Origin of the sequence: Alicyclobacillus fodiniaquatilis (assembly GCF_042678105.1) — a bacterium.
Lineage (GTDB): Bacteria > Bacillota > Bacilli > Alicyclobacillales > Alicyclobacillaceae > Alicyclobacillus > Alicyclobacillus fodiniaquatilis.
On sequence record NZ_JBHUCX010000028.1, the window covers coordinates 34,676 to 56,448 of the forward strand.

General features: G+C 46.7%; 21 protein-coding genes. 3 read left to right on the forward strand and 18 right to left on the reverse strand.

The features are described from left to right. Window positions 1-76 precede the first annotated feature (76 nt). The 13 genes from ACFSB2_RS11095 to ACFSB2_RS11155 form a co-directional block, all read right to left on the reverse strand. On the reverse strand, window positions 77-1,315 hold the full coding sequence (locus ACFSB2_RS11095; protein WP_377943112.1) for an MFS transporter: 1,239 nt from the start codon (window positions 1,313-1,315) through the stop codon (window positions 77-79). 204 nt (window positions 1,316-1,519) lie between these two features. Then, a complete protein-coding gene (locus ACFSB2_RS11100; RefSeq protein WP_377943113.1) occupies window positions 1,520-2,794 on the reverse strand; it encodes an ankyrin repeat domain-containing protein in 1,275 nt (424 codons plus the stop codon). Between the two features lie 60 nt (window positions 2,795-2,854). Beyond that, window positions 2,855-3,046, reverse strand: coding sequence for a hypothetical protein (locus ACFSB2_RS11105; RefSeq protein WP_377943114.1), 192 nt, complete (start codon window positions 3,044-3,046; stop codon window positions 2,855-2,857). Next, the gene (locus tag ACFSB2_RS11110; RefSeq protein ID WP_377943115.1) at window positions 3,033-3,350 is read right to left on the reverse strand and encodes a hypothetical protein; all 318 of its coding nucleotides are present in this window, start codon (window positions 3,348-3,350) and stop codon (window positions 3,033-3,035) included. Before ACFSB2_RS11110 ends, ACFSB2_RS11105 begins: the two co-directional genes overlap by 14 nt. Window positions 3,351-3,747: 397 nt before the next feature. Then, the gene (locus ACFSB2_RS11115; RefSeq protein WP_377943116.1) at window positions 3,748-4,479 is read right to left on the reverse strand and encodes a nucleotidyltransferase domain-containing protein; all 732 of its coding nucleotides are present in this window, start codon (window positions 4,477-4,479) and stop codon (window positions 3,748-3,750) included. Next, on the reverse strand, window positions 4,463-4,879 hold the full coding sequence (locus ACFSB2_RS11120) for a VOC family protein (protein ID WP_377943117.1): 417 nt from the start codon (window positions 4,877-4,879) through the stop codon (window positions 4,463-4,465). Before ACFSB2_RS11120 ends, ACFSB2_RS11115 begins: the two co-directional genes overlap by 17 nt. Window positions 4,880-4,992: 113 nt before the next feature. Beyond that, complete coding sequence (locus ACFSB2_RS11125) at window positions 4,993-5,547, reverse strand: GNAT family N-acetyltransferase (protein WP_377943118.1); 555 nt, start codon at window positions 5,545-5,547, stop codon at window positions 4,993-4,995. A 38-nt stretch (window positions 5,548-5,585) separates the two neighbouring features. Further along, window positions 5,586-6,083, reverse strand: a complete 498-nt coding sequence (locus ACFSB2_RS11130; RefSeq protein WP_377943121.1) for a hypothetical protein — start codon at window positions 6,081-6,083, stop codon at window positions 5,586-5,588. Window positions 6,084-6,227: 144 nt separating this feature from the next. Beyond that, the gene (locus tag ACFSB2_RS11135) at window positions 6,228-6,815 is read right to left on the reverse strand and encodes a GNAT family N-acetyltransferase (protein ID WP_377943122.1); all 588 of its coding nucleotides are present in this window, start codon (window positions 6,813-6,815) and stop codon (window positions 6,228-6,230) included. A gap of 35 nt (window positions 6,816-6,850) precedes the next feature. Continuing rightward, complete coding sequence (locus ACFSB2_RS11140; protein ID WP_377943123.1) at window positions 6,851-7,624, reverse strand: DUF3891 family protein; 774 nt, start codon at window positions 7,622-7,624, stop codon at window positions 6,851-6,853. A 177-nt stretch (window positions 7,625-7,801) separates the two neighbouring features. Then, window positions 7,802-8,770: a bile acid:sodium symporter family protein gene (locus ACFSB2_RS11145; protein WP_377943124.1), complete on the reverse strand. Its 969-nt coding sequence runs from the start codon at window positions 8,768-8,770 to the stop codon at window positions 7,802-7,804. Between the two features lie 43 nt (window positions 8,771-8,813). Further along, the gene (locus ACFSB2_RS11150) at window positions 8,814-9,863 is read right to left on the reverse strand and encodes a hypothetical protein (RefSeq protein WP_377943125.1); all 1,050 of its coding nucleotides are present in this window, start codon (window positions 9,861-9,863) and stop codon (window positions 8,814-8,816) included. 102 nt (window positions 9,864-9,965) lie between these two features. Then, window positions 9,966-10,910 carry a homoserine kinase gene (locus ACFSB2_RS11155; protein ID WP_377943126.1) on the reverse strand — a complete coding sequence of 315 codons (945 nt, stop codon included), beginning with the start codon at window positions 10,908-10,910 and terminating at the stop codon, window positions 9,966-9,968. Between the two features lie 777 nt (window positions 10,911-11,687). Here ACFSB2_RS11155 and ACFSB2_RS11160 point away from each other — a divergent pair. Further along, the gene (locus ACFSB2_RS11160; RefSeq protein WP_377943127.1) at window positions 11,688-12,608 is read left to right on the forward strand and encodes a GNAT family N-acetyltransferase; all 921 of its coding nucleotides are present in this window, start codon (window positions 11,688-11,690) and stop codon (window positions 12,606-12,608) included. A gap of 240 nt (window positions 12,609-12,848) precedes the next feature. On the opposite strand, the gene ACFSB2_RS11165 is transcribed toward ACFSB2_RS11160, so the two are convergent. The 5 genes from ACFSB2_RS11165 to ACFSB2_RS11185 all read right to left on the reverse strand — a co-directional run bounded on the left by ACFSB2_RS11165 (window position 12,849) and on the right by ACFSB2_RS11185 (window position 19,854). Beyond that, window positions 12,849-14,972, reverse strand: coding sequence for a hypothetical protein (locus ACFSB2_RS11165; protein ID WP_377943128.1), 2,124 nt, complete (start codon window positions 14,970-14,972; stop codon window positions 12,849-12,851). Between the two features lie 20 nt (window positions 14,973-14,992). Then, window positions 14,993-15,835 (reverse strand): carbohydrate ABC transporter permease, encoded by an 843-nt coding sequence (locus tag ACFSB2_RS11170; protein WP_377943129.1) that lies wholly within the window; start codon window positions 15,833-15,835, stop codon window positions 14,993-14,995. 23 nt (window positions 15,836-15,858) lie between these two features. Then, window positions 15,859-16,788, reverse strand: coding sequence for a carbohydrate ABC transporter permease (locus ACFSB2_RS11175; RefSeq protein WP_377943130.1), 930 nt, complete (start codon window positions 16,786-16,788; stop codon window positions 15,859-15,861). 268 nt (window positions 16,789-17,056) lie between these two features. Next, window positions 17,057-18,322, reverse strand: a complete 1,266-nt coding sequence (locus ACFSB2_RS11180; RefSeq protein ID WP_377943131.1) for an ABC transporter substrate-binding protein — start codon at window positions 18,320-18,322, stop codon at window positions 17,057-17,059. 860 nt (window positions 18,323-19,182) lie between these two features. Beyond that, window positions 19,183-19,854 carry a VC0807 family protein gene (locus ACFSB2_RS11185; protein ID WP_377943132.1) on the reverse strand — a complete coding sequence of 224 codons (672 nt, stop codon included), beginning with the start codon at window positions 19,852-19,854 and terminating at the stop codon, window positions 19,183-19,185. A gap of 100 nt (window positions 19,855-19,954) precedes the next feature. Between ACFSB2_RS11185 and ACFSB2_RS11190 the strand changes: the two genes are divergently transcribed. Next, window positions 19,955-20,419 (forward strand): MarR family transcriptional regulator, encoded by a 465-nt coding sequence (locus ACFSB2_RS11190; RefSeq protein ID WP_377943133.1) that lies wholly within the window; start codon window positions 19,955-19,957, stop codon window positions 20,417-20,419. Between the two features lie 57 nt (window positions 20,420-20,476). Further along, window positions 20,477-21,688, forward strand: coding sequence for an FAD-dependent oxidoreductase (locus ACFSB2_RS11195; protein WP_377943134.1), 1,212 nt, complete (start codon window positions 20,477-20,479; stop codon window positions 21,686-21,688). Window positions 21,689-21,773 lie beyond the last annotated feature (85 nt).

Here is a 21,773-nt window from a genome sequence, read left to right on the forward strand (position 1 = left end):
GGGAATTCGGGCCACCATTGCGGTGGCCCTTCACAAAGACTTTTCAGGTCTACATTTCTGCTGAATTTGATGATATCTAACGTAGTCGTAGCCGCTTAAACCACGCGTAGGCCCCCAAGGTCGGACTGAGCAACAACGCAGCCGCAACCAAAGCCGTACGGATGGTGTAGCGACTGCCAATCATCCCAATGACAGGCCCGCCACAAGACTGGCCCAATGCGTCCATTTGCCCGAGCATAGACATGACGGTTGCGCGCACAGGGCTAGGAATGTTTTGCATTTTCCACACTTCAAACAAAGTTTGGAACAGCGTTGCCGTCACCGTGATCGCCAAGTAGGCGACAATGGCGACTGAAAACCGGCTGGCAAACGCAAATAGGCCAATCAGGCCGATGCGCAACAGGGTGATGAGCGCCAAAATCCGCGTCATGCGATCAGGTGCCTCCGTGTCGAGATACCTGCTGCTCATACCAGCAGCAATGGCGCCTGCAGCATTCGCCAGCACCGCCAGGATGCCAAACCAGACAACCGTATGCCAGTGTCCAAACGCAGGAAAGCCAATATCGGTGATGAAATGCGTGCCCCAGAGTCTATCAATGCCTTCAGAGGCCACGCCGACAAACAGACTGACCAACAAAAGCCCCCACAACACGGGGATGCGCCGAATGGTCCGTATGCCCTGCAGCAACGTGTTGGCGACTTGCCCCACACCGCCATCCACGCCCTGAGCCTCCGGTTGAAATCCGGTCTCTCTGACAGAGAAAAGCAAAAATAGGCCGAGACAAAGATACATCACACCGCCACACACATATCCCAAATTCAGGTGAAAGCTAGTCACAAACACACTCAACAGAATGCCCACAATACTTGCCGCGCGCTCCATCGAGGCGGTTCGAAGCAATAGTTGTCCCAATTCTTTTTGTTCCACCTCATCCGCTATCCATGCCTGCATGGCGCCGCTGAAAAAAGCCTCGCCAATCGCCCGAACTCCCTCCGCGAGCAAGAGCCCCACAAACAGCGCCGCGATGGAAAATACCACAGGCAGCAACCCTTCAAAGATGTACGAACAGCCGAGAATCATGGCGCCAATGACGATGGATCGCTTGCGCCCAAACGTATCCGCCCATGCGCCCGTTGGGCCTTCCGCAAAAAAGTAAACCAATTCGAGCACCGTGCCGACCATGAGCAACTGAAATGGATTCAGGTGAAGACCCGTTACATAGTAGACAACATAGGTCGTAAACATGGTGGCATTCGCCATCTGCACCAGCATGGAAGCAATGAGGTATACAGAAGACTGTGACGATTTTAGCAATCAATACCGTCCTTTCCGGACGGTAGGTTGATGTGATTTCGAAGTTAACCTATCCGTCCACCAACTGATTTTTGCATGGATGATAGATTGCAGACTGCCATGATAAAGCACCTCCAGAAGGTATGTACGTTCAGAATAGAGCGCCATGCGTGGTATGTCTAGCACCCAAAGGCCACGCACCCGCACGGCGCACTCAACCTGAAACTAGCGTGGTACCCCGTGCTTGCTGAGCACGTTCTGTACAGCCTCGCTGCCTGACGCGGATTCGGGCAGTTCCACGCCCGCCTGAATGAGACGCTCTGCCACAGCCGCATAATCCCCCTGTGGATCCCGAAAATGAATTGAACCCCAGATGCATCCGCCAAGCGGCGTCCCACCAAACTCGTTTCGGATTTCCACAGACGCGCCATGCGCGAGCAACAGCGCGACTATGTCACTGTCGCCGCGAATGACCGCACGATGGAGCGCCGTCGATGATTCGGCATTCGGGCGCGCGTCCACATCGAATCCAGCCTCCAGCATCGTGCGCACAGCGTCCACCTGATGATTCCATGCCGCGTCCGTGATCAAAGCCCGATCTTCTTGGCTCAAGGCATGAACGATTTTCGGCGCATCAGCCAGGATGGCCTGCACCGTCGCCGCATCTGCTCGCAGACAGGCGATGAGAAATTTCTGCTCCAGTGTGCTATGGCTCACCAGCAAATCGATGATCTCAGGCTGATTCAACCGTGCCGCCAGCGTTAGCGGCCGGGCAGCAACGCCAATCTGATACGTGTAGATATGCCCTCCATCCGATTCATCGGATGTGAATTCGCCTTCGCCAACTTGCGCTTGAAGGCAATCCGGATCCGCCGTCAAAGCAGCGCGAACGAGTTCCACATCACCGAGCATGAGCGCCATGAAAATATCCACTTTGGCCCCACGTTCAATCAAATACCTGCATTTTTCCGGGTCGTTCACCGCCCATTGAGCCGGGGTGCCACCGTGATCGACATCGCGCATTTCGATATCCGCGCCGTGATCGAGCAAAAAGTCGATGATTTCCTTGGATTTTGCGAAGTGCAGCGGACCTTGTCCATCCGGGCCGCGCTGATTGATCACGGTGGGATCCGCCTCAACCATCGCCTGCAGCGTCTCCAGCATTCCCAATGCAGCGGCGGCGTGCGCATCGACACGTGCCCCGCGCGTTATGAGGTAATGCGCCATCTCGTCGTTATCCTGGTGCAAAACGCCAAAACCGCCTGCCCACCAACTGCTTTTCGCGTTGATGTCGGCGCCATGCTTGAGGAGTACATCGACCAGTTCGCGATGGGGCGCGGCGACGACAATCGCCGGCGCGTCAAAGGAAAAGTAAGGTTCATTGATATCCTCACGAAGAAATGCGTATTGACTGAGCAATGCATCTACGGTCGCCGCATCGCGATTTTGAACCGCTTGCTTAAACTGTTTGATGAGCCGCTTGTTTTTGTGATCTTCCATAGAAATTGGCGTCCTCCATTCCGCTAGAAAATCTACGCCGGACAAGATACGTTTGTTGGTTCACATTGATGGTTGACAAAAATCCGCGCATAGTTTGGCAACTTGTTTCAGAATGTCGATAGATTCAGTATAGTCTTTCGCTTCCAAGCTGTGATCCGCGCCTGGGAGCACATTTATTTTCACGTTGGGTAAATCGGTAATTTGGACGATATCCGCCGCCGTGAACGCGCCGTCGTTGTCACCTACAACCACTAGCGAATTTTCCGATGCGCAGATGGCGGAAATGATACCTTAACGGCGTGAGAAAGATATGGTTGCGCACGAAACAATGCACTTTTGAAGATACCTCTGTCTGCACAATGGTCCCCAAGCTCTTCCCGATAAAAACCACATTTGCGTACGATCTCGTCACGATGCGATTCAACGCATCCGCCACTTCGCCAATCATACTGTCAAGCTCATCCATGTCTAGTTGGGATCGATTGGCTTGATAACCGTATTCCACACCAATGACGTCACAGCCCGCGTGCAAAGCAGCCTGCTCCGCATACCACATCAGTGGCGCGTCTAACGTGTACCCCCCTAACACCGCAAGATGATTTGCGATTGTTGAGTGGAACGAGTAGATTCAGTGATTCTGCGTGAACCTCGCCTAAAATCAATAAAGAAATATCATCATCTTTGTTGTAGCATATTTTGTAATTATCAAAATGCGCTAATACACTTCTCACGATAGGCATATTGGATATGCCGCCAACTGGTATTACACACGACTTCAGTTAAGCCTATTCCCCTCATCAATCCCATCCATCATCACAGCATCACGCGACATATTCACAGTGCGCAAACGGCGATTCGACAACCGTAAATCATTGCTCCTGATGGATACATCCGCACACGCTTCCAGACTCAGTTTTGTGATCACAACAGAAGTTGCAATCACCTTCAGTGCATTACATGTCCTCCATTTGTTTTCCGACATCCGCAACTCTTCTCGATACTTCAGTGGAGATATTTAACAAAGTAGCAAGTACATTTTGTGGAGATTCAGCGATGTCCCGATGCAGTTGAGTTTTATCCAAAATCCATTCGATCGCTTTAGTTTGCGACAACCCAGCTGATTGCCCAAGCAGTTCAGTGTAATTGCGGGGATAGTTCCCCGTCATGATGTATCGTTCCGCGCGCAAGGCGACGCATAAGGGTTTCAAGACCCAACGTTTTAGTCGTCCATCCATCAAGCTTTCCATCGACTCTAAAGATGTCATGTAGTGGCGGATGCTCATAATTGTTTCTGAGATAACGCTTTCGAAGAATGATATAAAATCCTCACGTGATGGTCTAATTCTGAAATCTTCTCCGTAGATCACCCTGGATTCAAAGTAACTGATTGGCGATACGAATGCTCTCGCGAATCCTTGGTGTAAATATTCATCAACCGTCAGGCATTGTGTGTTTAATTCAAATTTGGCATATAACGAAGGCAGTTTTTGTATAATCCCTCCGACGGCAAACAGATCTTCTGCCGTTAAGCATTCAAAAAGACAGTAGACGTCCATATCTGAATCTTCCGTGTTGTCTCCTCGCACATAACTTCCGCACAAGGTAATCGACTTGAGGTTTTGCTCAAATGTTTCCTTCATTTCGTGCACAAATTGTTCAATGAATGCTTCAGCTTCCCTGACCATAAGCCTCCCCCTCGCCTTTCGCAAACGATTTTCTGATTGACTTATAAAGCTCAATCAGGTTGCCATCCGGATCACAAAAATGAGCTATCCGAGAACCCCATTCCGGCATATCGAGCGGCGGAACAACGAATTCTATGCCCTTCTCTAACAACTTCCGATACGCTTCATCCACGCTATCGACTTCGAATTGGAGCACAAAATGCGGCGGGGCGGAAGGACCAGTCACGTGGCTGACAGACTCCGGCATTCTCTCGCGTCCAAACAGCGCCAACTGCTTTTCTTCAAAATATGCATACTCCATTTCATCGTTATGCCAGCCGTTAAACGATAGAATATCTCTGTAAAACTCAAGACTCTTTTGGAAATCACCGACCAAAAGCCGCGTAGCGTGAAATTCCAACTTCGTCACTCCTCGCATCGTTTTCTAAAATAACGGGATTTTCAACTGATAAAACATAACGATAGACACCATAATAGATTTGCAATCACTTTCTCACCCAAGAATCTTTTGTATCACACTGTAACCATGAAATCTCGTCTGAGCAAAGCACAAACCGCTGCATCGACAAATTTGCCCTTTTCCCAAAAACATTCCCTCATAACACCCTCATGTCTAAACCCGGCCTTTTCTAGCGCCCTCTTCGACGCGATGTTTTCTGGATCATAGAATGCCTCAATACGGTGAAGATTGAGTTCCACAAAACCGTGTTGAATGACATCCTTTAGAACCTCAGTGATTACACCTTGCCTCCAATACTTTGGTGACACTTCATATCCGATTTCAGCCTTGTGATGTTCCTTTGACCAATTGTGAAAACCGCAAGAACCAATCAATTTGTTATCTTTCCTTGTCGCAATTCCCCAACGAATTCCGTCATTTTCTTGAAAGCGCGCTTCCCAACGTTCAATTAGATCTAAGGCCTGTTGGATAGTTGTAAATGTATTTAGGTCGTAGTACTTGGTGACTTCGTCTTTAGAAAAATAATCATACAAATCCTTCGCATCACTTGTTGAAATTCTACGAAGAATGAATCGTTCGGTTTTCATCTGCGGAAAAATAGGAGTCATTATACATACTTCCTTTAAATCAAATGCCTATCTTTTGATTATGGTCCAGCGCCCTCAAACTGTGCTCTATCATTGCTTGGCATTACTGCGTAAATCTGCTGAATCGCCAATTTCAACTTTGGCACCGATACCTCGTCGTTCACAATACAATTTCTAAAATACATAGCAGAGGAAGTAACGAACGCCTTCATGCTTTTCACTTCAGATGCTTTAAAGTTTTGTGGTTCGGACAGAACACCTTGCACTTTTTGTAGTTCCAGCGTGATTCCAGTCAATTGGCTTACACCATAATGAGTGAGTGGCTGCCGAATGACCAAAAGTCCTCCTACTGCCCAGGACAAAAAGGCAATTGCATCCTGACCTTTATTCTTTGCAATGTCATCCGAAGCGTCATTCAAATCAATAAAAATCCCATCACTGCTATCGAGCAAATCTTTACCTAAAACTTGTTTATTCTGATATTGCATCACATTGAAGCCGACAGAGCAAAACAGAACAATTGAAAACAGGATAATCAGCACTCTCCTTATGTTCAACATGAGCCCTCCAACCCTGAATCCTAATATGTACAGGTTCATCAGCAAATGAAACAATAGGCGACACGCTTGCATGTTCTAGCGACATGGTATCCCCCCGTTTGCCAATTCATTTCCGTTGATGCGCTCTGATCAAACACATACCTACACCGGATACCCAAGCGCCCCATCCCTTAAGCGCACTTTCGCATAAATACAGTCATCGCGAATCTGCTTAAACGGATCAACAGCGCTCTTCACCAGCACTGCCTCAAGATGATAGCCACATCGTTCGGCAACCCTGCGGCTGGCTGTGTTGTGCGGATCACAGTGAATTTCCACTCGATTGGCGCCAAAATGTTGTGCCGCATAATCCGTCAGACCATTTACCGCTTCCGTCATATACCCGGCCCCTGCGGCGGATGTGCGAATCCAATAACCAATTTCAAATTTCAGAGCCGTCCAGTCCACTTTGACAAAACTACAAGTGCCGATGAAACGATTGGTTATTGGCTCCATCATGTAAAACATAAAACGTTCCCGCAGCATGAACTTTGCTCGATTGAAACGAACGCTCTCCTCTGTTTCCTCTATTTCAGGCAGATTCACCGCCCAATTCATCCACTGACTCAGCGCATCGAATGACTCCCGGATGGCTTCATTCACCATAGCGCCATCCCCCACTTCCGGCGCCCGCAATATCAGGCGATCCGTTTTGAATTGCTCCGGAATATCGAGGCGAATTGGCTGCATAAAAATCCTCCCTCACCATATCTGTATGACGATCTCTACACAGGCATCGGACCAACTTCGACGGTCCGAATGGTCGAAACTGTATCTCTGTATGCTCTGGCAATACCTTGTTCCTCTATGGCATGCTTACTGACAATTTTCGTCGGAACGGAGACTTCGAATTTTTGCGCAAAGGGAAATTGCGTGAGCCCAACGTATTTTTCATCCAACCAATGCGCGACGATCCCCCCGCCATTCGCGTGCAAAAACGCTTCTGTGCCATCAAACCCATCGCGATACCAAGCAAATTCACGCGCCTTTGACACGCCTGGTTCATTGATACAAATGTAAATCGACAACTTATCAAGGAACTTCAATATCGCAAAATGCACACGGCTTTCCTCATCTGACACATCCCCGATTTCAACACGCAACCGATGCTGACGTTCCAACTCAAATCGATGGTACGCTTGCTCATCATCTTCCTTGGCTCCGTTAAAAAAGGCTGCATAGTGCATGCTGCAAAGCAACGCAGCATATTTGTTTTGACACTCCACCCAATCCACGCCTTGTTGATAATGCGGAAGTTTCAGAAGTGAGGGCAAATCGATAAACGAATACGGCGCATCTTGTCCATCATTCCAGAGCGGCGTCGCATCAAGTGTTATCCATGCCCTATCATGATATTCGATGGCGAAAAGCACATCAGATTTGCGTTGTTTCCCGACAAGATATGCTTCACTCCAATTGCTGAATAGCGCCCCAGATAAAATCGCGTGTTTGTTCTGTTCCACCATGACAAAGTCGCGCTCACGTTCATAAATCAGCATCTCATAGCCCCCTTCGAACCCATTCATTTATCCATAAAGATACTTGCCCTCGGTGCGTTCAACAATCATTCTTTGGTCGTATAAACTTCCCTGAGTTCTCGTGCTTCTCTTTGAAATAACAGGAGGAACACTGCACTAGATAACGACCGACCGTTGCGCTGACGTGATCGACAAGGTTCATGATTCATGCGCCTTGTTCATTCTCTTGTCGCCCAGTACATACCGTTTCAGTACAGCGCCGTAAAAAGAGGCCAATGTTTGCTGAAAGAGCATGACCAATATCACGGGCAAAGCGACAGGAGAAGGAAAGTACGTAATCGCCATCACCGCGCCCGCACTGTTGTTGCGCATCCCCCCATTAAATGTCAAGGACACAATTGTCCCTTTTTCCCATCCGCATAATCTGCCAATCATCAGGCCCAGCGGGTACCCCAACGCTGACAATACAAACACCACGCCTATCAGTTCTACCAACTGCATATCAAAATGCCTGAGATAAGGCGCGACCACCGCGCCATTGATGGCAACTACGACGCCAATACAAATTTTAGATATGGGCGAGATTTTATCTCCCAAAGTTGTTTTGATCCGCCCGCCCGTTTTTTGATTGAGGAACATGCCAACAATCGATGGCAGGACGATCATCCACAGTAGCCCTTTCATCATCGCCCAAGCATCTATGCTGACTTTGGCGCCAGCAAGGACATGGATACTCAAAGGAACGATAAATGGCGACAAAAACGAATCGATGAGAATCACAGACAGCGTCAATCCGATGTTCCCGCTGTAAATGGAGACCCAAATGAAACTGGTGATGCCCGCAGGAATCACCAAGCTTAAGATCAAGCCGGTAATGACGTAGGGATCATCTTGAAAAAACAGATGTCCGACCAACAAAGCAACCAAAGGCATTGCGATGTGTAGTATGAATAAAGTCGCAATGAGCGGGATCGGACGTGTGAAGACACGTTTTAGATCCGAAAATTTCGAATTCAGACTGCCTGCAAATGTCATAAAGGCAAAAATCACAGGTGACAAGTCGGCATACCTTGCCAACCACCCACCAAGCAAAGCGCCGATGATGATACTGGAGGGCGTGATAAAAGGCAAAATTCTTTCAAGTAGCTGATTCAGTTTTTTGAGCATTGGTCATAACCTTTCCGGTTGTTGTATCCATACGATGCGTTCGCTAAAAAATAGAAACGTTACGACGGTTCATCTCTTGCAATGCCTGTCGGAAACTCCCTTCAAATTTCTCGCCATCTGCATCAAGAGCAAATTCACACCTGGAGATATACGCCATGCAATACGTGATGGCTGCTGATATTTTTTCGAATGCCTGCTTTGTGAAAGGTCTGCCGCGATAAAACTCGTAATCCTTCACAAACGCGTAACACTCCTCTACCGAGGGTGTAATTTTCGTTTTGATATCCCACGTCGTCGTAAACGTTGCGGCAGCGATGCCCAATAAATTCAGTTCATCTTCCAATTTAAGACTATCCCAGTCATAAATCATCACAATTTTGCTGTCTTTAAACCGAAAGTGCTTTAACGACCAATCTGTATGGCCTAAGACCATTTCTCCTTTCGTATCTTGAATGCTCATCTTTGCTTTCCGCGCAATCTCATCTATCCATGCAGCGCCTTTTGCCGTTCCATCGAAGTCAAATAACACATTGTGGGGTACAGGATAGAGTGTGCTACTGCTAAAAAGGCGCCCACAAGGTAACCCTGGCATAGACCGATAAGCCTGCGTTCTTTGGATGAGATCCGCCAACGTTCGGGCGATCTCGCCTCTAATGATCGAATTGTGCGCATCTTTTTGCTCACCTATATTTTCAAAGGCATCCACTGTCGCAACGCCGTAACGAGTCTGAATGGGTTCATGTATCACGCTGGGGCAAGGGAATCCACTTGCAGCTAAATCACGCTGTATTTTTGAAATTATCGTTAAGGAAGCCAATGTTATAGCTGCTGGTCTATCGTCTTCATTGGTTTTGTGGATTTTTAAAAATATCTTTCGGCCATCTTGCAGCGCCAGGCCAAAAGAGGCGCCGACACTAAACTCCACATTCAGACAGTGCGCTATCGGACTTCCGAGCTCGCACGCGCACAACTGATTGATATCCTCTGCAATTTTATCCACATCAGTAGAGCCTAGAATAGACTTCGCAAGAATCTGATTCTCTTCATCCTCAAAGATATGCGTTAAGCTGCCATTTAAGCTTTGAATATGCATCATTGCCTCCTTCTGCACTCGATTGGATGCCCTAAGCACTGATAACGGCTCTTTGTGCCCAAAGCGAAATATTCAGTGATATCATTAGATATGATAAGTGATTCATAATAACTTCTGACGAAAATTATCTCTACCCACCTGATTCAAAAATTCAATCTTTCTTCTTTCATAGAAATCTTGTACATCTCCTCTTTCGAAATACCAAACACAATCGATCAATATGCTCAACTTGTATACATCAAACAAATGCGCTTCTTCCACACTGTTTAATGTTCGCCATCTTGTATATTCCGCCAGCACTTTCTTGGCCGCACTAAAATCAAGCACCTCATCTTCACCATAACGCCACGCCCAAGATTCGATCAATCCAACGAGATCGAACAAGAGAAATGTATAGTTGGCATCATCAAAATCTAACAAGGCGCCAAAATCATCCTGTTGAAAAAGAACGTTGGAAAAGTGAAAGTCAGCATGGCATATGCCTTTCGGTAACGATGCTGGCAATTCCAGTGTCAGCAGCTCATTTTCCAGCCATGCGCACTTTTCTTTTGCATTTGTAGTATCAATACGTTCTGATGCCTGGCGCGCCAATGCGCGGCAAAATTCAATATCATAATTCCATCGATCCGCTTGATATACCGATGTATATTCTTGTGATATGTTATGCAATTCTGCAGCCTTTTGAATCAGTTGCTGCTTCTGCCGCTCATTCGGCACTTCGACGTGTTGACCATCCATATATTCAAAAAAGACATACGGCTTTAGATGGAACATCCCGACAAAACATCCATCTCGATTTCTATATGGGGCAGCACAAGGATAATGTTTGCCCTTCAAATAACTGAGTAATTCCGTTTCGAATAGCACTTGGTTCTTCGTTCGATTTTCGTAAAACCTAAATGCATACCTCCCCTTCGTCGTTTGAAGCTGAATATTTGTTTGTACGGTTCCGCCGTTAAATGGTCCAGAGTCTATATATGCGCCCAAGTCGTAATTTTCTAATATCCTGGTGAATTCATCTGCTGAGAACGCTGTTTTAACAGCCATGACTTAGGTTCTCCCCTAGATTTTCAAGTTGCTCTGGTATTCTCTCTTCAACAAAGACATGATGACAAGCGATTCAAATTCTCCGTCGACGGATTTCAAAAACGCTCTTAGCATCCCTTCAAAAAATCTAAATCATTGGCTGTGGTTCTACGGAGCAAGATTTCATGGGATCGAATAATCACATCCATATCTCACACCTGCGCTTTATGACTGAATTCTCATTTCGCAACTGCTTCTGCAGCCTAACTACGAACCACCATTGTCACCTGTGCTGTCGTCATAAAGCACCACCCCTTTCACGCGCTCTGTTTAGCCTAACATATACCGCGTTGAAAAAATTATCTAAAAAGTCACAGTAGTCGATATTCTGAATTGCCCTGATCACAAAAAGGCTTTCAAACACACGTTAAACGGCGTAGAATCATGCCAAGATGATGTTTTCTGAGGTGATGTGTGTCGTGATCGTCGTTGCTTTTTGCCTGTAACCAACATAGGTTCCTCTATCGTTGACGGTCTTGCCCGAGGGAGAAGTCCGTCATTTTGAGGAAAACGGGTAGAACCGACTTTCACACACGCTCATAGCATTCCATTTGCCGTTTCCTGCGCAAGTGGAATTGTTCGACGATGCTCTCCCATCCTATGAGGCCGTATGTGAATGCTGTTCACATACGGCTTTTTGCGTTTTCAGGGAGGTGGGCGCCATGATTTTTTGAATGGGATTTCTACTAGTTACGCCCACGATCCGACGACAGTGTGCACTTTGAGAGGAGTTTCCTAATGAACAATTCAATTTGGTCAGCCACAGACATTCGTCTTGATGCAGACTTTACATTAACAAAGGCTGACACACACAAATTCGCAGTGCATTTCGCCACTTATCGCGAAAATATATGGTTTAGACAAACATGGGATGAACGCCTAGCCGCCATCGGCGATGACGCTCCTTGCTATTGGATACGCCAAAACAACCAGCGAGTTGGCGGTGTATGTCTAAAACCAAATGCGCTTTGGGCATTTTTTGTAGAACCGCCTTTTGTGGATGTCTATTTGATTCTGAAACGACTCAAAGCGTTTCTGCTGAGTGTGTCTGATTCATCTAAGCCCATAGAGGCATATGGAATCTTGCCGTATCAATCTGAACACTTTCTTCGCTTGGGTTTTCGACCGACGGAAACAAGGCGAGTGATGATCAGGCCGACGGAAGCTTTCTCAAGCGCAACCTTGCGCGGTTTCTCGGTCGAACGTCCAGCTCCCCACATGTGTGAGGAGATCGCTGAATTGCTACACCACGCTTATTCAGGTCTAGATGGCATTGGCGCTGCGAGTGTAAATACAATTGAAGAAAAACGAAAGGATGTTGCCTATTATTTCGCCAACAACCTGTCTGATACCCTACTAAATGCTGCCAGTGTCGTATATGACAGTACGCGAAGAAAAATGATCAGCGCATGTCTAATCTCGCTGTGGGAGGGGCTTCCATTAGTTTATGAAATCGTCGTACTTCCCGAATATAGAAGAAAGCAGATGGCAACTACACTGCTTAAAAAGGCGCTGACTTCCCTAGAGCGCCATTACGATGTCATGCGACTGTTTGTCACACAAGGAAACGCGGCAGAGTCGGTATATTATCATCTGGGTTTTCTACCTGGGACGGAACAAACGACGTTTGCCTTGCACACTACGCTGAATGAACCATGAGATATTGTCACCACATGGATAAACGAATGAGAAACAACCCGAGAACTTTCAGAGTGGCGCGCTGTATATTGCTCTGATAACCGCCTAGCCGCAAATTGCACCTAATCAGGTGATTTGCGGCTAAGGCTGCACAAGCGGCGACATCCTACAAGAAAACCCGCGCTTCATCTGCCCTCGTAATCGCCGAATCTCCCAAAAGAAATTCACATCACACAGGCGATCCGTTCGTCCTAGCTCCCATCAGTCCAATTGAATGCAAATCTCCATTTCTTCTGCTTCTCGCGCACACCTGACATGCAGCATGTTCGCCTCTGCATGCCAGTGCCATTGGTGGCTGCCGTCTTCGAACCCTTTCAAGACAACGTCACGCGGGGCCTTTGTCAAATGAAAAAGCGCTACAACTGGCGCGTCTGAAAGCGAGTTGATGCGATAGCGAACAGAAGATGTGGATGACTGATTTCCATCCATCCGCTCCATTGGCATGGTGGCGGCAATCACTTGGTTGTCGTCGACAGTTTGATTCAAATCGTAAAACACAAACACCTCTTCCGCGGCCAACTGCGGGTCTGTGACGACAGGCAGACTCCCTTGTGTCAGGTCGACGTACAAGCCCTGTAATACATGGTTTTTCTGATCTAGATTCATCCCCGCGACGTAAGGTCCCCGGTGAACAATCCAAGGCGACGGTTGGATACGTTTTACACCAAGCGCATGTTTGACTTTTCCTATCCACTCATCTGCTAAGTTTCCATCCTCGGCCAACGCCGCCGGATCGACAGCCCATTCGGAGAATGTTCCATTGCCAACTTTCAGGTCGCTTGTATCAGATTCATCTTGAAGTTCAATGCCCAGTTGCAATTTGAGATCTTGTAAAGCGGTGCGTGAAGATTTACCTTCATCATTCCACCATTCGCGCACATGTTGAAAAGCATCCATGCCATCCCCTACGTACAGCAAGTTTCCACCGTTTTTGACCCAGTTGGCTATGACTTCGTGATAAGCGGGATCGAGCGGCTTCATAAATTGATAGCTCAGCGCAATGACGCCGTACTTCTGCAGCAAATTTGGATGTAGCAGCGCGGCTTTCAGTGGAATCGGTGTCACCACAATGCCTTGCTCCATCAATGGTAAAGCAAGACCGAAAAACTCATTCCAGCACACGATCCGCTGGATTTCCGCATCAAAATCACTATCGGGTCGGGTGCCATCGTACTTTACGGCGTGAAGTCCGGCGGTTGGTCGCTGGAATAATGCGCTGTCATCTACAAACAGACCAACTTCCACAACTTCTGTCGCCCACTCGGCTTGATACTGGCCCATTCGCCGCAGCGCGTCAAATAAAGTCAAGAGCACAACATGGTAATCCTCTGGAATCATTTCACCGGCATAGGCGCGAGAGAAAATGCGCCATGGCCAAGGGCATATCTCAAACCGGGCAATCTCAGGGCGCAGCAGTGATGCGACAACTGTCCTCAAATAGTGATACTGGTACTCTGGCCACGCATACTCCGGGTTATCTTCAATCGGATCATGCAAAGCCCACAAGGCGCGTTTTCCATCTGCAAGTAACGCAGCAAAATAACCATACTCTAGGAACGACGTGAAAAATGTGCGCGTCTCACGCTTTCCGCGCAAAACGTTCGGCGTGCGCGAGGTCCCCGTCCACACTTGTCCAATCATGCCGTCACAATAATTGGAGCGAAGGAAGCCAGACTCTGGGCTGACGAGACGCCACTGCGCGTAATTGATAAGGCTGTGTGTGGCGATGAAACAGCTGATCTCGCGGTTCTTTCTCGCTCCATATTCCTTCAAAGCTTTCGCTGTTTGTTCAAATAATTCCAAATACAATTCAGACTTCAACTTCGCTGCCATCCAATGTGCCTCCGGCCCCGCGTGTTGCCCTTGCCACGGCGTCGAGTACTTCTGTTCCCATGCTGCTTTGAAAGCTGGCGAATAACCGGCATCTACCCAAAACTCTGGTTCTTCGAAAAAGAATTCATCAATGCCGTGATCCACGACAGGCAAGAGTTTCTCAATAAAATACGATTGAAATGAAGGTGTCGGCACCAAGTACGCAATATTTTTAGAATCACCGTGTAAAATGGGATGTCCGTCACCAGCCAATTGCACTTCTAGCGCGCGATGCTGAATGCCATCCCGGTCTCCGTCAAGATAGTCGTCATACGCCCCCCAAGCCAACCCTGTCATCAAGGCTACCTTGTAGCCACGTTGACGCCAGCCATCGATGCGTTCTGGCAATGTGGCGTTTAACCCATATACCATCACCCTGTCCACACCAATATGAATGGCTGGATGGTATGGATGCCCCTCTTGAAATAAAGTGCAAGCATACTGTTCCTTCATTAAAAGTCACCCCCCACGGTTTATTTCAATCCGGTCAACGAAATCCCTCTGATAAAGTAACGCTGTAAACACAAAAACACGATGACAATCGGCGCCGCCGCGATAATATCAGCCGTTTGTTGCAAGGTTCCCTCAAAGCTCGTCCCTGAAAATTGTGTGACCATGTCAGCCACATGCAACTGGACAGTATAGAGGCTGGCATTGTTGAGATAAATCAATGGACCCATGTAGTCATTCCACAATCCACTGAACGTGAGAATGCTGAGCGTCGCGATCGCCGGTTTACAAAGTGGTAAAATCACATTCCAATAGGAACGGAATGATCCACAACCATCGATTTTAGAAGCATCCAGCAGTTCGTCCGGAATATCCTGTATGAATTGCCGCATCAAGAAAATGCCAAAAACGTTGATGATCCCGCCCGGAAACACAAGTGGGCCAATTGTATTGATCCACCCCAAATAACGATACAAAATAAAATTGGGAATCATCGTGATTTCGCCAGGGATCATCATGGATGCCAGCAACAAAATGAAGATGGTATTCTTACCCCAGAATCTTTTCTTCGCAAATACGTAACCGAGCAGCGTCGAAAAAAATAGATTCGGGATGATATTGAGAACGGTCAGCATAATCGTTACAAGATAGCCTCGACCTAAGCCGCCTTGTTTCCACGCATCTATAATATTCCCGAAAGACCATTGTTTTGGCCAAAAGTGAATTGCGTTGGATGGAATATACGAATTCGGTTGAAACGCTGCGACGATGCTCACCCACAGAGGAATCAACACAATCAGCATGATGACGCCTATCGCAAAATACCAACTCGCATTTGCGACAATTCTCCTGGTTGAAAAAGTCATATCTTTCCCCCCCTTGTATGGGTTCAATTCATTTGGTTTCGCCATGAAATCCTAAACTGCACAATACTGACCACTAAGATGATGATGAATAGACATACACCCATCGCAGATGCAAGCCCCATCTTATAATCGATGAACCCATTATTATACAGATATAACACCACAGACATTGTGTGGTTGTCCGGCCCACCGTTGGTCATAATCTGCATCTGGGTGAATGCTTGAAAACCTGCAATATACCCAAGAATGATAAGCATCATGGTGACCGGTCGCAGTAAAGGAAGCGTGATCCGGTAAAACACTTGCCAAGCGTTCGCGCCGTCAAGTTTGGCTGCTTCGTACAAATGAGACGGTATGCCCTGCAATGCGGCCAGATAAAAAATCATGGTCGTTCCCATTCCCTGGTACAGTTGCATGCCCATCAACGACGGCAGAGACTCACGGGGATTGTTCAACCAATTCTGTTGACTCACGCCAAAGAAGTGGACGATCCAGTTCATCAAGCTGGTATTGCTTGGACCAAAAACCATGATGGCAATTTCGGACATGACAACGACCGATAAGACAGCAGGGATATAGATGATGGCCCGAGCTAGCACGGTTCCTCTTTTCCTTCGATTCAACAGCATGGCTAATCCTAAACCGATGATAATTGTTCCGAAATTGGTGACGATCATATATTCGACGGTGTTTTTGAGCGCAGCCCAAAACACCGGATCATGAAACAGTTGCACATAATTTTGCAATCCAATAAATTTTCCGGACAAAGTCAGCAAAGAATAATTCGTTAAACTGAGGTACACTGCCTCAAATGCTGGAAGAAGCCTAAAGATGATGTATAAAAAAAGCGGAACAGCTAATATCAACCACGAAAATCCATTGTCGCTAAATCTGTTCCGGACTTTCTTTTGGGGTTGAATCCCCGCCGCTTTCATCTCTAGATTTTTGGACATGAAGTCACCTCCGCGATTTTGATCATACGTCATACCCATTTTCTGAGCCTTTTGCAGAATTTGATTTTCAAATTGACCTGTTCCTATTCCATTCATCTTCTACCTTTAAATAAAGTTGACGCCTTTGCGTGCACCATCCGCGATGTCTAGATTGACTGTCATTTTCATGATGCTGTTGGTACGGGACGCATCACGCACGGTGATCTATCGCAACAATGAAGCATTTGTTCCCCTGCCTTAGTGCAATTCTGCAAAAGGCTCATATCGTTTATTGAGCCTGCGAAGCCAGCGCTTGATTATCTTCGGAGACTGCCTCATTCAAGGCCTGTTGTGGTGTTTTTGTGCCAGCAATTGCCGACTGCAACGCATTCCCCATATCTGTGGCAATCTGTGGCCAGGCTGCTACGGTCGGGCGCGTTTGTGAATGCTTCAGCGCATTGACAAAAATGGGCCAAGGCGCTTTTTGGTAGAAAGGATTGTTCAGTCCAGCTTTTAAGCTGGGCATCAGTGCCGCCTGCTCCTCATATTGCAGTTGGTACTTTTCTGATGTCGTCAAATATTTAATAAATTCATAGGCCTGTTTGGGATTCTTGGACGCCTTCGGTATCGAAATATTGTAGAGGCCCAAGTCATAAACATCTTTCTCCCCCGGCTTTAATGCAGGCATTGGCGCAAATGCGACAAAATTCTTTTCGCCCCCCGTATTCTTTTCCCAATTCACCAATTGCCAGGAGCCGTCGTCTATCATGCCGTACTTGCCATCAAAGAAGCCGCCCTCGTCATACAGATTCTTCGGAACTGCCCCGACCTTTGCCAAGTTGAGAATTTTGGTCAGCGCATCCACGCCAGCAGCATCATTGTAGATGGCCTTGGTATTCGAGGCGTTTAACACTTGTCCACCATCACGCCAGAGCCAAGTTAAAAACAGATATTGCATCCAGCCCGATTGTTGTGGAGAATTGGGTACCTCATACCCCCATTTTCCCGTGACCTGTTTGATTTTCTGAGCATCGGAAACCAGTTCATTATAAGTTTTGGGCGGCCCAGAGAGCCCTGCCTGTTTAAACAACTTTTTGTTGTACATGAAAGTGACTGTATTTGCATCAAATGGTAGACCATAAATTTCATTCCCCGTTTGAACAGTTTTCCATGTAATCGGAATGAACTTCGACGATAAAGTTTTTGCCCCAAATTGAGCAAGATTTAAAAACTGACCTCCTTTTCCGTACGGAATCGTGTATACGCTGTCCAGGTGCACGATATCCGGTGAATCTCCGCCCGCGGTTTCAACTTGGAATTTCTGCTGCGCGTTGCTGACGAATTGAAAATCAAACTTCACATTCGGATGCGTTTTCTGAAAACTAGCAGCAGCATCCTTGATCGCCTGATTTTGACCGGCATTCCACAATATCGTTAATGTCACGGTTTTGTTTGATCCGCCACCGCCTGAACTTGAATTGCCACATCCGGCCAACAATCCCGTCACACCTGCTATGCAAAAAACTGAGTTCAGTATTTTATGTCTTCTTTTCACTTTTTCTGGACACCCCTCTGGTTTTATTCATCCACGAACCGAATACGCTTACATTGGTTATCTCGAAAAAGATCATTCTTCGGACTAGAGGTCTATGATTACCTCTATAAAACAAATTTAAGAAATCCTTACTTCCAGTGACAAACTACCTTCTCATGCCAGAATGTGACTGGCACTTCAATGAAATTCTTTGTTATAGGATGTTGAGATTCGCCTGCATATCAAATTTGCGTCCGATAATGATTCAAATATTCAAAGCGATTAAACTGCAGTGATCGCCAAGCATTCCCTCCCTTCAGAAACGCAACGCCAAGATAGCGCCACATGACATGACACATGTCGAGACACACATCCATAAATCATAAATGATTTATGATCAAGATATACTTGTCGCGCTACATCTGTCAAGCACGTGGTAGTACCTAGTAGGTATACGTTTTCTCTTGACGTGATTGTAAAGTGATAAATCGACAATATACGAGACACTTTTCAGCCATATTTGTATTGTTTTTCGGACCAATTTTTTTTGGTTAGCCGGGGCTTCATATGTTTCCATGCGCTGTAGAATCAAGAAATCCGCTTTGAGCCAATATTTTTTGTGTGGTAATCGCGTCGAATGTGCCGAATAGTATTTCGCTTTGGGATTAGAACTTTGGGTCCATTTAAGCAGATCAGCGACACGACAATCATATCAACGGAATTTTCGTACAATAATAACACCAAAGTATGGAGAATCCTTCACAGAGAGAATGTGTAGGTTCTTTGTTGTTCTGGTAACGTGTCAACTGCCTCGGACATTCCATCGATATCCTCAGATCTCAGGTGTCCAAACAAATGATGAAATGTTCCCTTATATTCTCTTATTCCCCATGTATCCCAGTGCTCATCTCGGTTTGCTCGATTAAACGAATCTTTTTTCCCTGATCTCCAGTCCACATCATCAGTAAGACCAAAGTGCCAATTGCTAGGATGGGAGAAGCTGAAATCGAATCATGAATGGGTAGTGTGTAAACGAGAATGACGCGAGTCATCGCTTCAAGCAGCAACGCGACTCCCCACACGTAGTCCATACGAAGAATGGCACGTTTAAAGCTTTGGGACTGCGACCATAAATCGTCCCATCTTTTAACCCCCTGTTTATCTCCTTTCGTCACGAAGGCCTGGCACGCGTTAAACATCACAGAGCGTCGGAATGCCGTCGATACAAGAAATACAATGCCCAAGCCACCAGTAAAGATGGAATCCTTCGCGACAACATAGCGTGGATCGTTTGATATCAGAGCAAGACCGATGCCAAGTGTGATTGCGATGAGCATGAACAAAGCCATTCCATTGATCCGGCGTGATCGAATGAAGTTCTTGATGACCATGCACAATGACCATACACCGCCCAATGTCAGTGCATGAACAGGGCTCCAACCGTGACTCGAAGCAAGTTTATATATCGCGTAGGGAATCACTACATCCAGAACAATCTGTGTGAATAACATATTGACTGCACGTCCGGCATGAGATTTTGACCTGTTGATCACGTTCGTCTCCTCCAAATAAGTTTATATTTGATTTTATTTTAACCAAGTGTATAATCAACTTAGTTAACTATATTGCATATTATGTTGAGGAGTAATCAAAATGTCAAGAGATGAAAAACCACAATATGGCGATGTCATTCAGGATTTTGCTGCTCAACTCGTGTTTTTCCATGAAACAGTGGCTGATCAGCTCGGCTTAAATGCAACAGATTTGAAGTGTGCAGGAATTCTGCGACGGAAAGGTCCACTCACGGGGAAGGAACTGGCCGAAAGTATGCACCTCACCACGGCGGCGATTACAAAGATTCTCGACAAGTTGGAAAGAGCGGGATTCATAACCCGAGAAAAGCATCAGACCGATAGACGTTCCATAATCGCGCGAGTGATACCTGAAGCGCAAGAGCGCATTGAGAAGTTGTATGCATCGTTCGCTCAGTCGATGTCTCAATTGTTCGGGACGTACAGTAATGACGAAATAAAACTCATTTTCGACTTTATCATTCGCGCTCGTAGTGTCTTCATAGAAGAGACAGCTAAGTTGAGAAATCCATTGGACGATGAATAAAACAGAGATATTTTTGGGTGACGACGCCAATCGTGAATCACCAAGGGAGGCTCTACTATGTCTTATCATGTACTGATTATTGGCGGAGGGATTGGCGGTCTAAGTTTGGCGCAGGGGTTGAAAAAACAGGGGATTAGCTGTGCAGTGTACGAACGGGATCGCACGCCTACGTCTCGATTGCAAGGCTATCGTATCAGTATCAATCCTGATGGCAGCCGCGCACTCCACTATTGTCTAACCAGCCATTTGTTCAATATGTTCGTTGCCACATCTGGCAAGACCGGCAAAGGAAGCAGTGTGTACACGCATAAAATGCAGGAATTGATGTCTATCCCTGCAGGTCCGGAAGACATTGAATCAGACCCGGTTAACAGTTATAAATCTGTCAGTCGAAAGACACTACGACGCGTGCTCCTAAGCGATTTGGACGACATTGTCCATTTTGATAAAACGTTTGAACGCTATGAAGAATTATCTGACGGCAGAGTTACGGCTTTCTTTGCGGATGGCTCCTCAGCGACTGGAGATATTTTGATTGGCGCTGATGGAGGGAAGTCGAGCGTTAGACAGCAATTTCTCCCTCATGCACGACAGATAGATACTGGAATCCTGGGCATTGCAGGAAAAGTGCCACTTACAGAACATACTCGTATTTTTGAACCCAAGAACTCAACTATGGTGGTTTCCCCGCATGGAACAGGGATGTTTCTCGCAAAATTCGATCCCGCAAATACACTACATGTGACAATTGGCAAGAATCACAGCACGCATTCGCAGGAGATGCCCTTCGACAACGACCAACCCTATATCACGTGGTATTTTATAGCGAAGATACAAAAGTATCCATATGACTGGGAATTCATGCGTACACTGGATGATGGACAACTACAGCAGGTGGTACTCGAAATGATTCAAGCGTGGGATGAGCGATTTACGAAGCTCATTCAGGCGTCCGACCCGCAAACGATAGTTCTGTTGCCCATTCGAACTTCAGTGCCAATCGATCCATGGGAAACAAAGAACATCACACTGCTCGGTGATGCGATTCACTGCATGACACCGATGCGAGGCATAGGTGCCAACACAGCATTACGAGATGCGGAACTGCTGTGCAAAAATCTTGTTTTGGGACGAGACGGATTGACAACGCTTTTTCAGGCAATCCACGCTTACGAAAGCGAAATGATCCAATATGGCTTCGACGCAGTACGTACCTCTATGCAGGTGGTTGAACAGCTAACCACCGAGAATCAAAGATGGGTACACTAGTCCATTTATGATGGTCATATATTTCACTGCATCTTTATGCTGAATGAGAATCTCAAATATGCGCTCCCCCTTCCCGCGCTCTATC

What these genes read in the sequence shown, in the direction of transcription:
- ACFSB2_RS11150 (WP_377943125.1), bottom strand. Translation starts at nt 9,863, where the DNA reads ATGCATATTCAAAGCTTAAATGGCAGCTTAACGCATATCTTTGAGGAT.
- ACFSB2_RS11135 (WP_377943122.1), bottom strand. Translation starts at nt 6,815, where the DNA reads ATGCAGCCAATTCGCCTCGATATTCCGGAGCAATTCAAAACGGATCGC.
- ACFSB2_RS11175 (WP_377943130.1), bottom strand. Translation starts at nt 16,788, where the DNA reads ATGTCCAAAAATCTAGAGATGAAAGCGGCGGGGATTCAACCCCAAAAG.
- ACFSB2_RS11170 (WP_377943129.1), bottom strand. Translation starts at nt 15,835, where the DNA reads ATGACTTTTTCAACCAGGAGAATTGTCGCAAATGCGAGTTGGTATTTT.
- ACFSB2_RS11100 (WP_377943113.1), bottom strand. Translation starts at nt 2,794, where the DNA reads ATGGAAGATCACAAAAACAAGCGGCTCATCAAACAGTTTAAGCAAGCG.
- ACFSB2_RS11155 (WP_377943126.1), bottom strand. Translation starts at nt 10,910, where the DNA reads ATGGCTGTTAAAACAGCGTTCTCAGCAGATGAATTCACCAGGATATTA.
- ACFSB2_RS11110 (WP_377943115.1), bottom strand. Translation starts at nt 3,350, where the DNA reads ATGTGGTATGCGGAGCAGGCTGCTTTGCACGCGGGCTGTGACGTCATT.
- ACFSB2_RS11125 (WP_377943118.1), bottom strand. Translation starts at nt 5,547, where the DNA reads ATGACTCCTATTTTTCCGCAGATGAAAACCGAACGATTCATTCTTCGT.
- ACFSB2_RS11195 (WP_377943134.1), top strand. Translation starts at nt 20,477, where the DNA reads ATGTCTTATCATGTACTGATTATTGGCGGAGGGATTGGCGGTCTAAGT.
- ACFSB2_RS11115 (WP_377943116.1), bottom strand. Translation starts at nt 4,479, where the DNA reads ATGGTCAGGGAAGCTGAAGCATTCATTGAACAATTTGTGCACGAAATG.
- ACFSB2_RS11145 (WP_377943124.1), bottom strand. Translation starts at nt 8,770, where the DNA reads ATGCTCAAAAAACTGAATCAGCTACTTGAAAGAATTTTGCCTTTTATC.
- ACFSB2_RS11160 (WP_377943127.1), top strand. Translation starts at nt 11,688, where the DNA reads ATGAACAATTCAATTTGGTCAGCCACAGACATTCGTCTTGATGCAGAC.
- ACFSB2_RS11140 (WP_377943123.1), bottom strand. Translation starts at nt 7,624, where the DNA reads ATGCTGATTTATGAACGTGAGCGCGACTTTGTCATGGTGGAACAGAAC.
- ACFSB2_RS11165 (WP_377943128.1), bottom strand. Translation starts at nt 14,972, where the DNA reads ATGAAGGAACAGTATGCTTGCACTTTATTTCAAGAGGGGCATCCATAC.
- ACFSB2_RS11190 (WP_377943133.1), top strand. Translation starts at nt 19,955, where the DNA reads ATGTCAAGAGATGAAAAACCACAATATGGCGATGTCATTCAGGATTTT.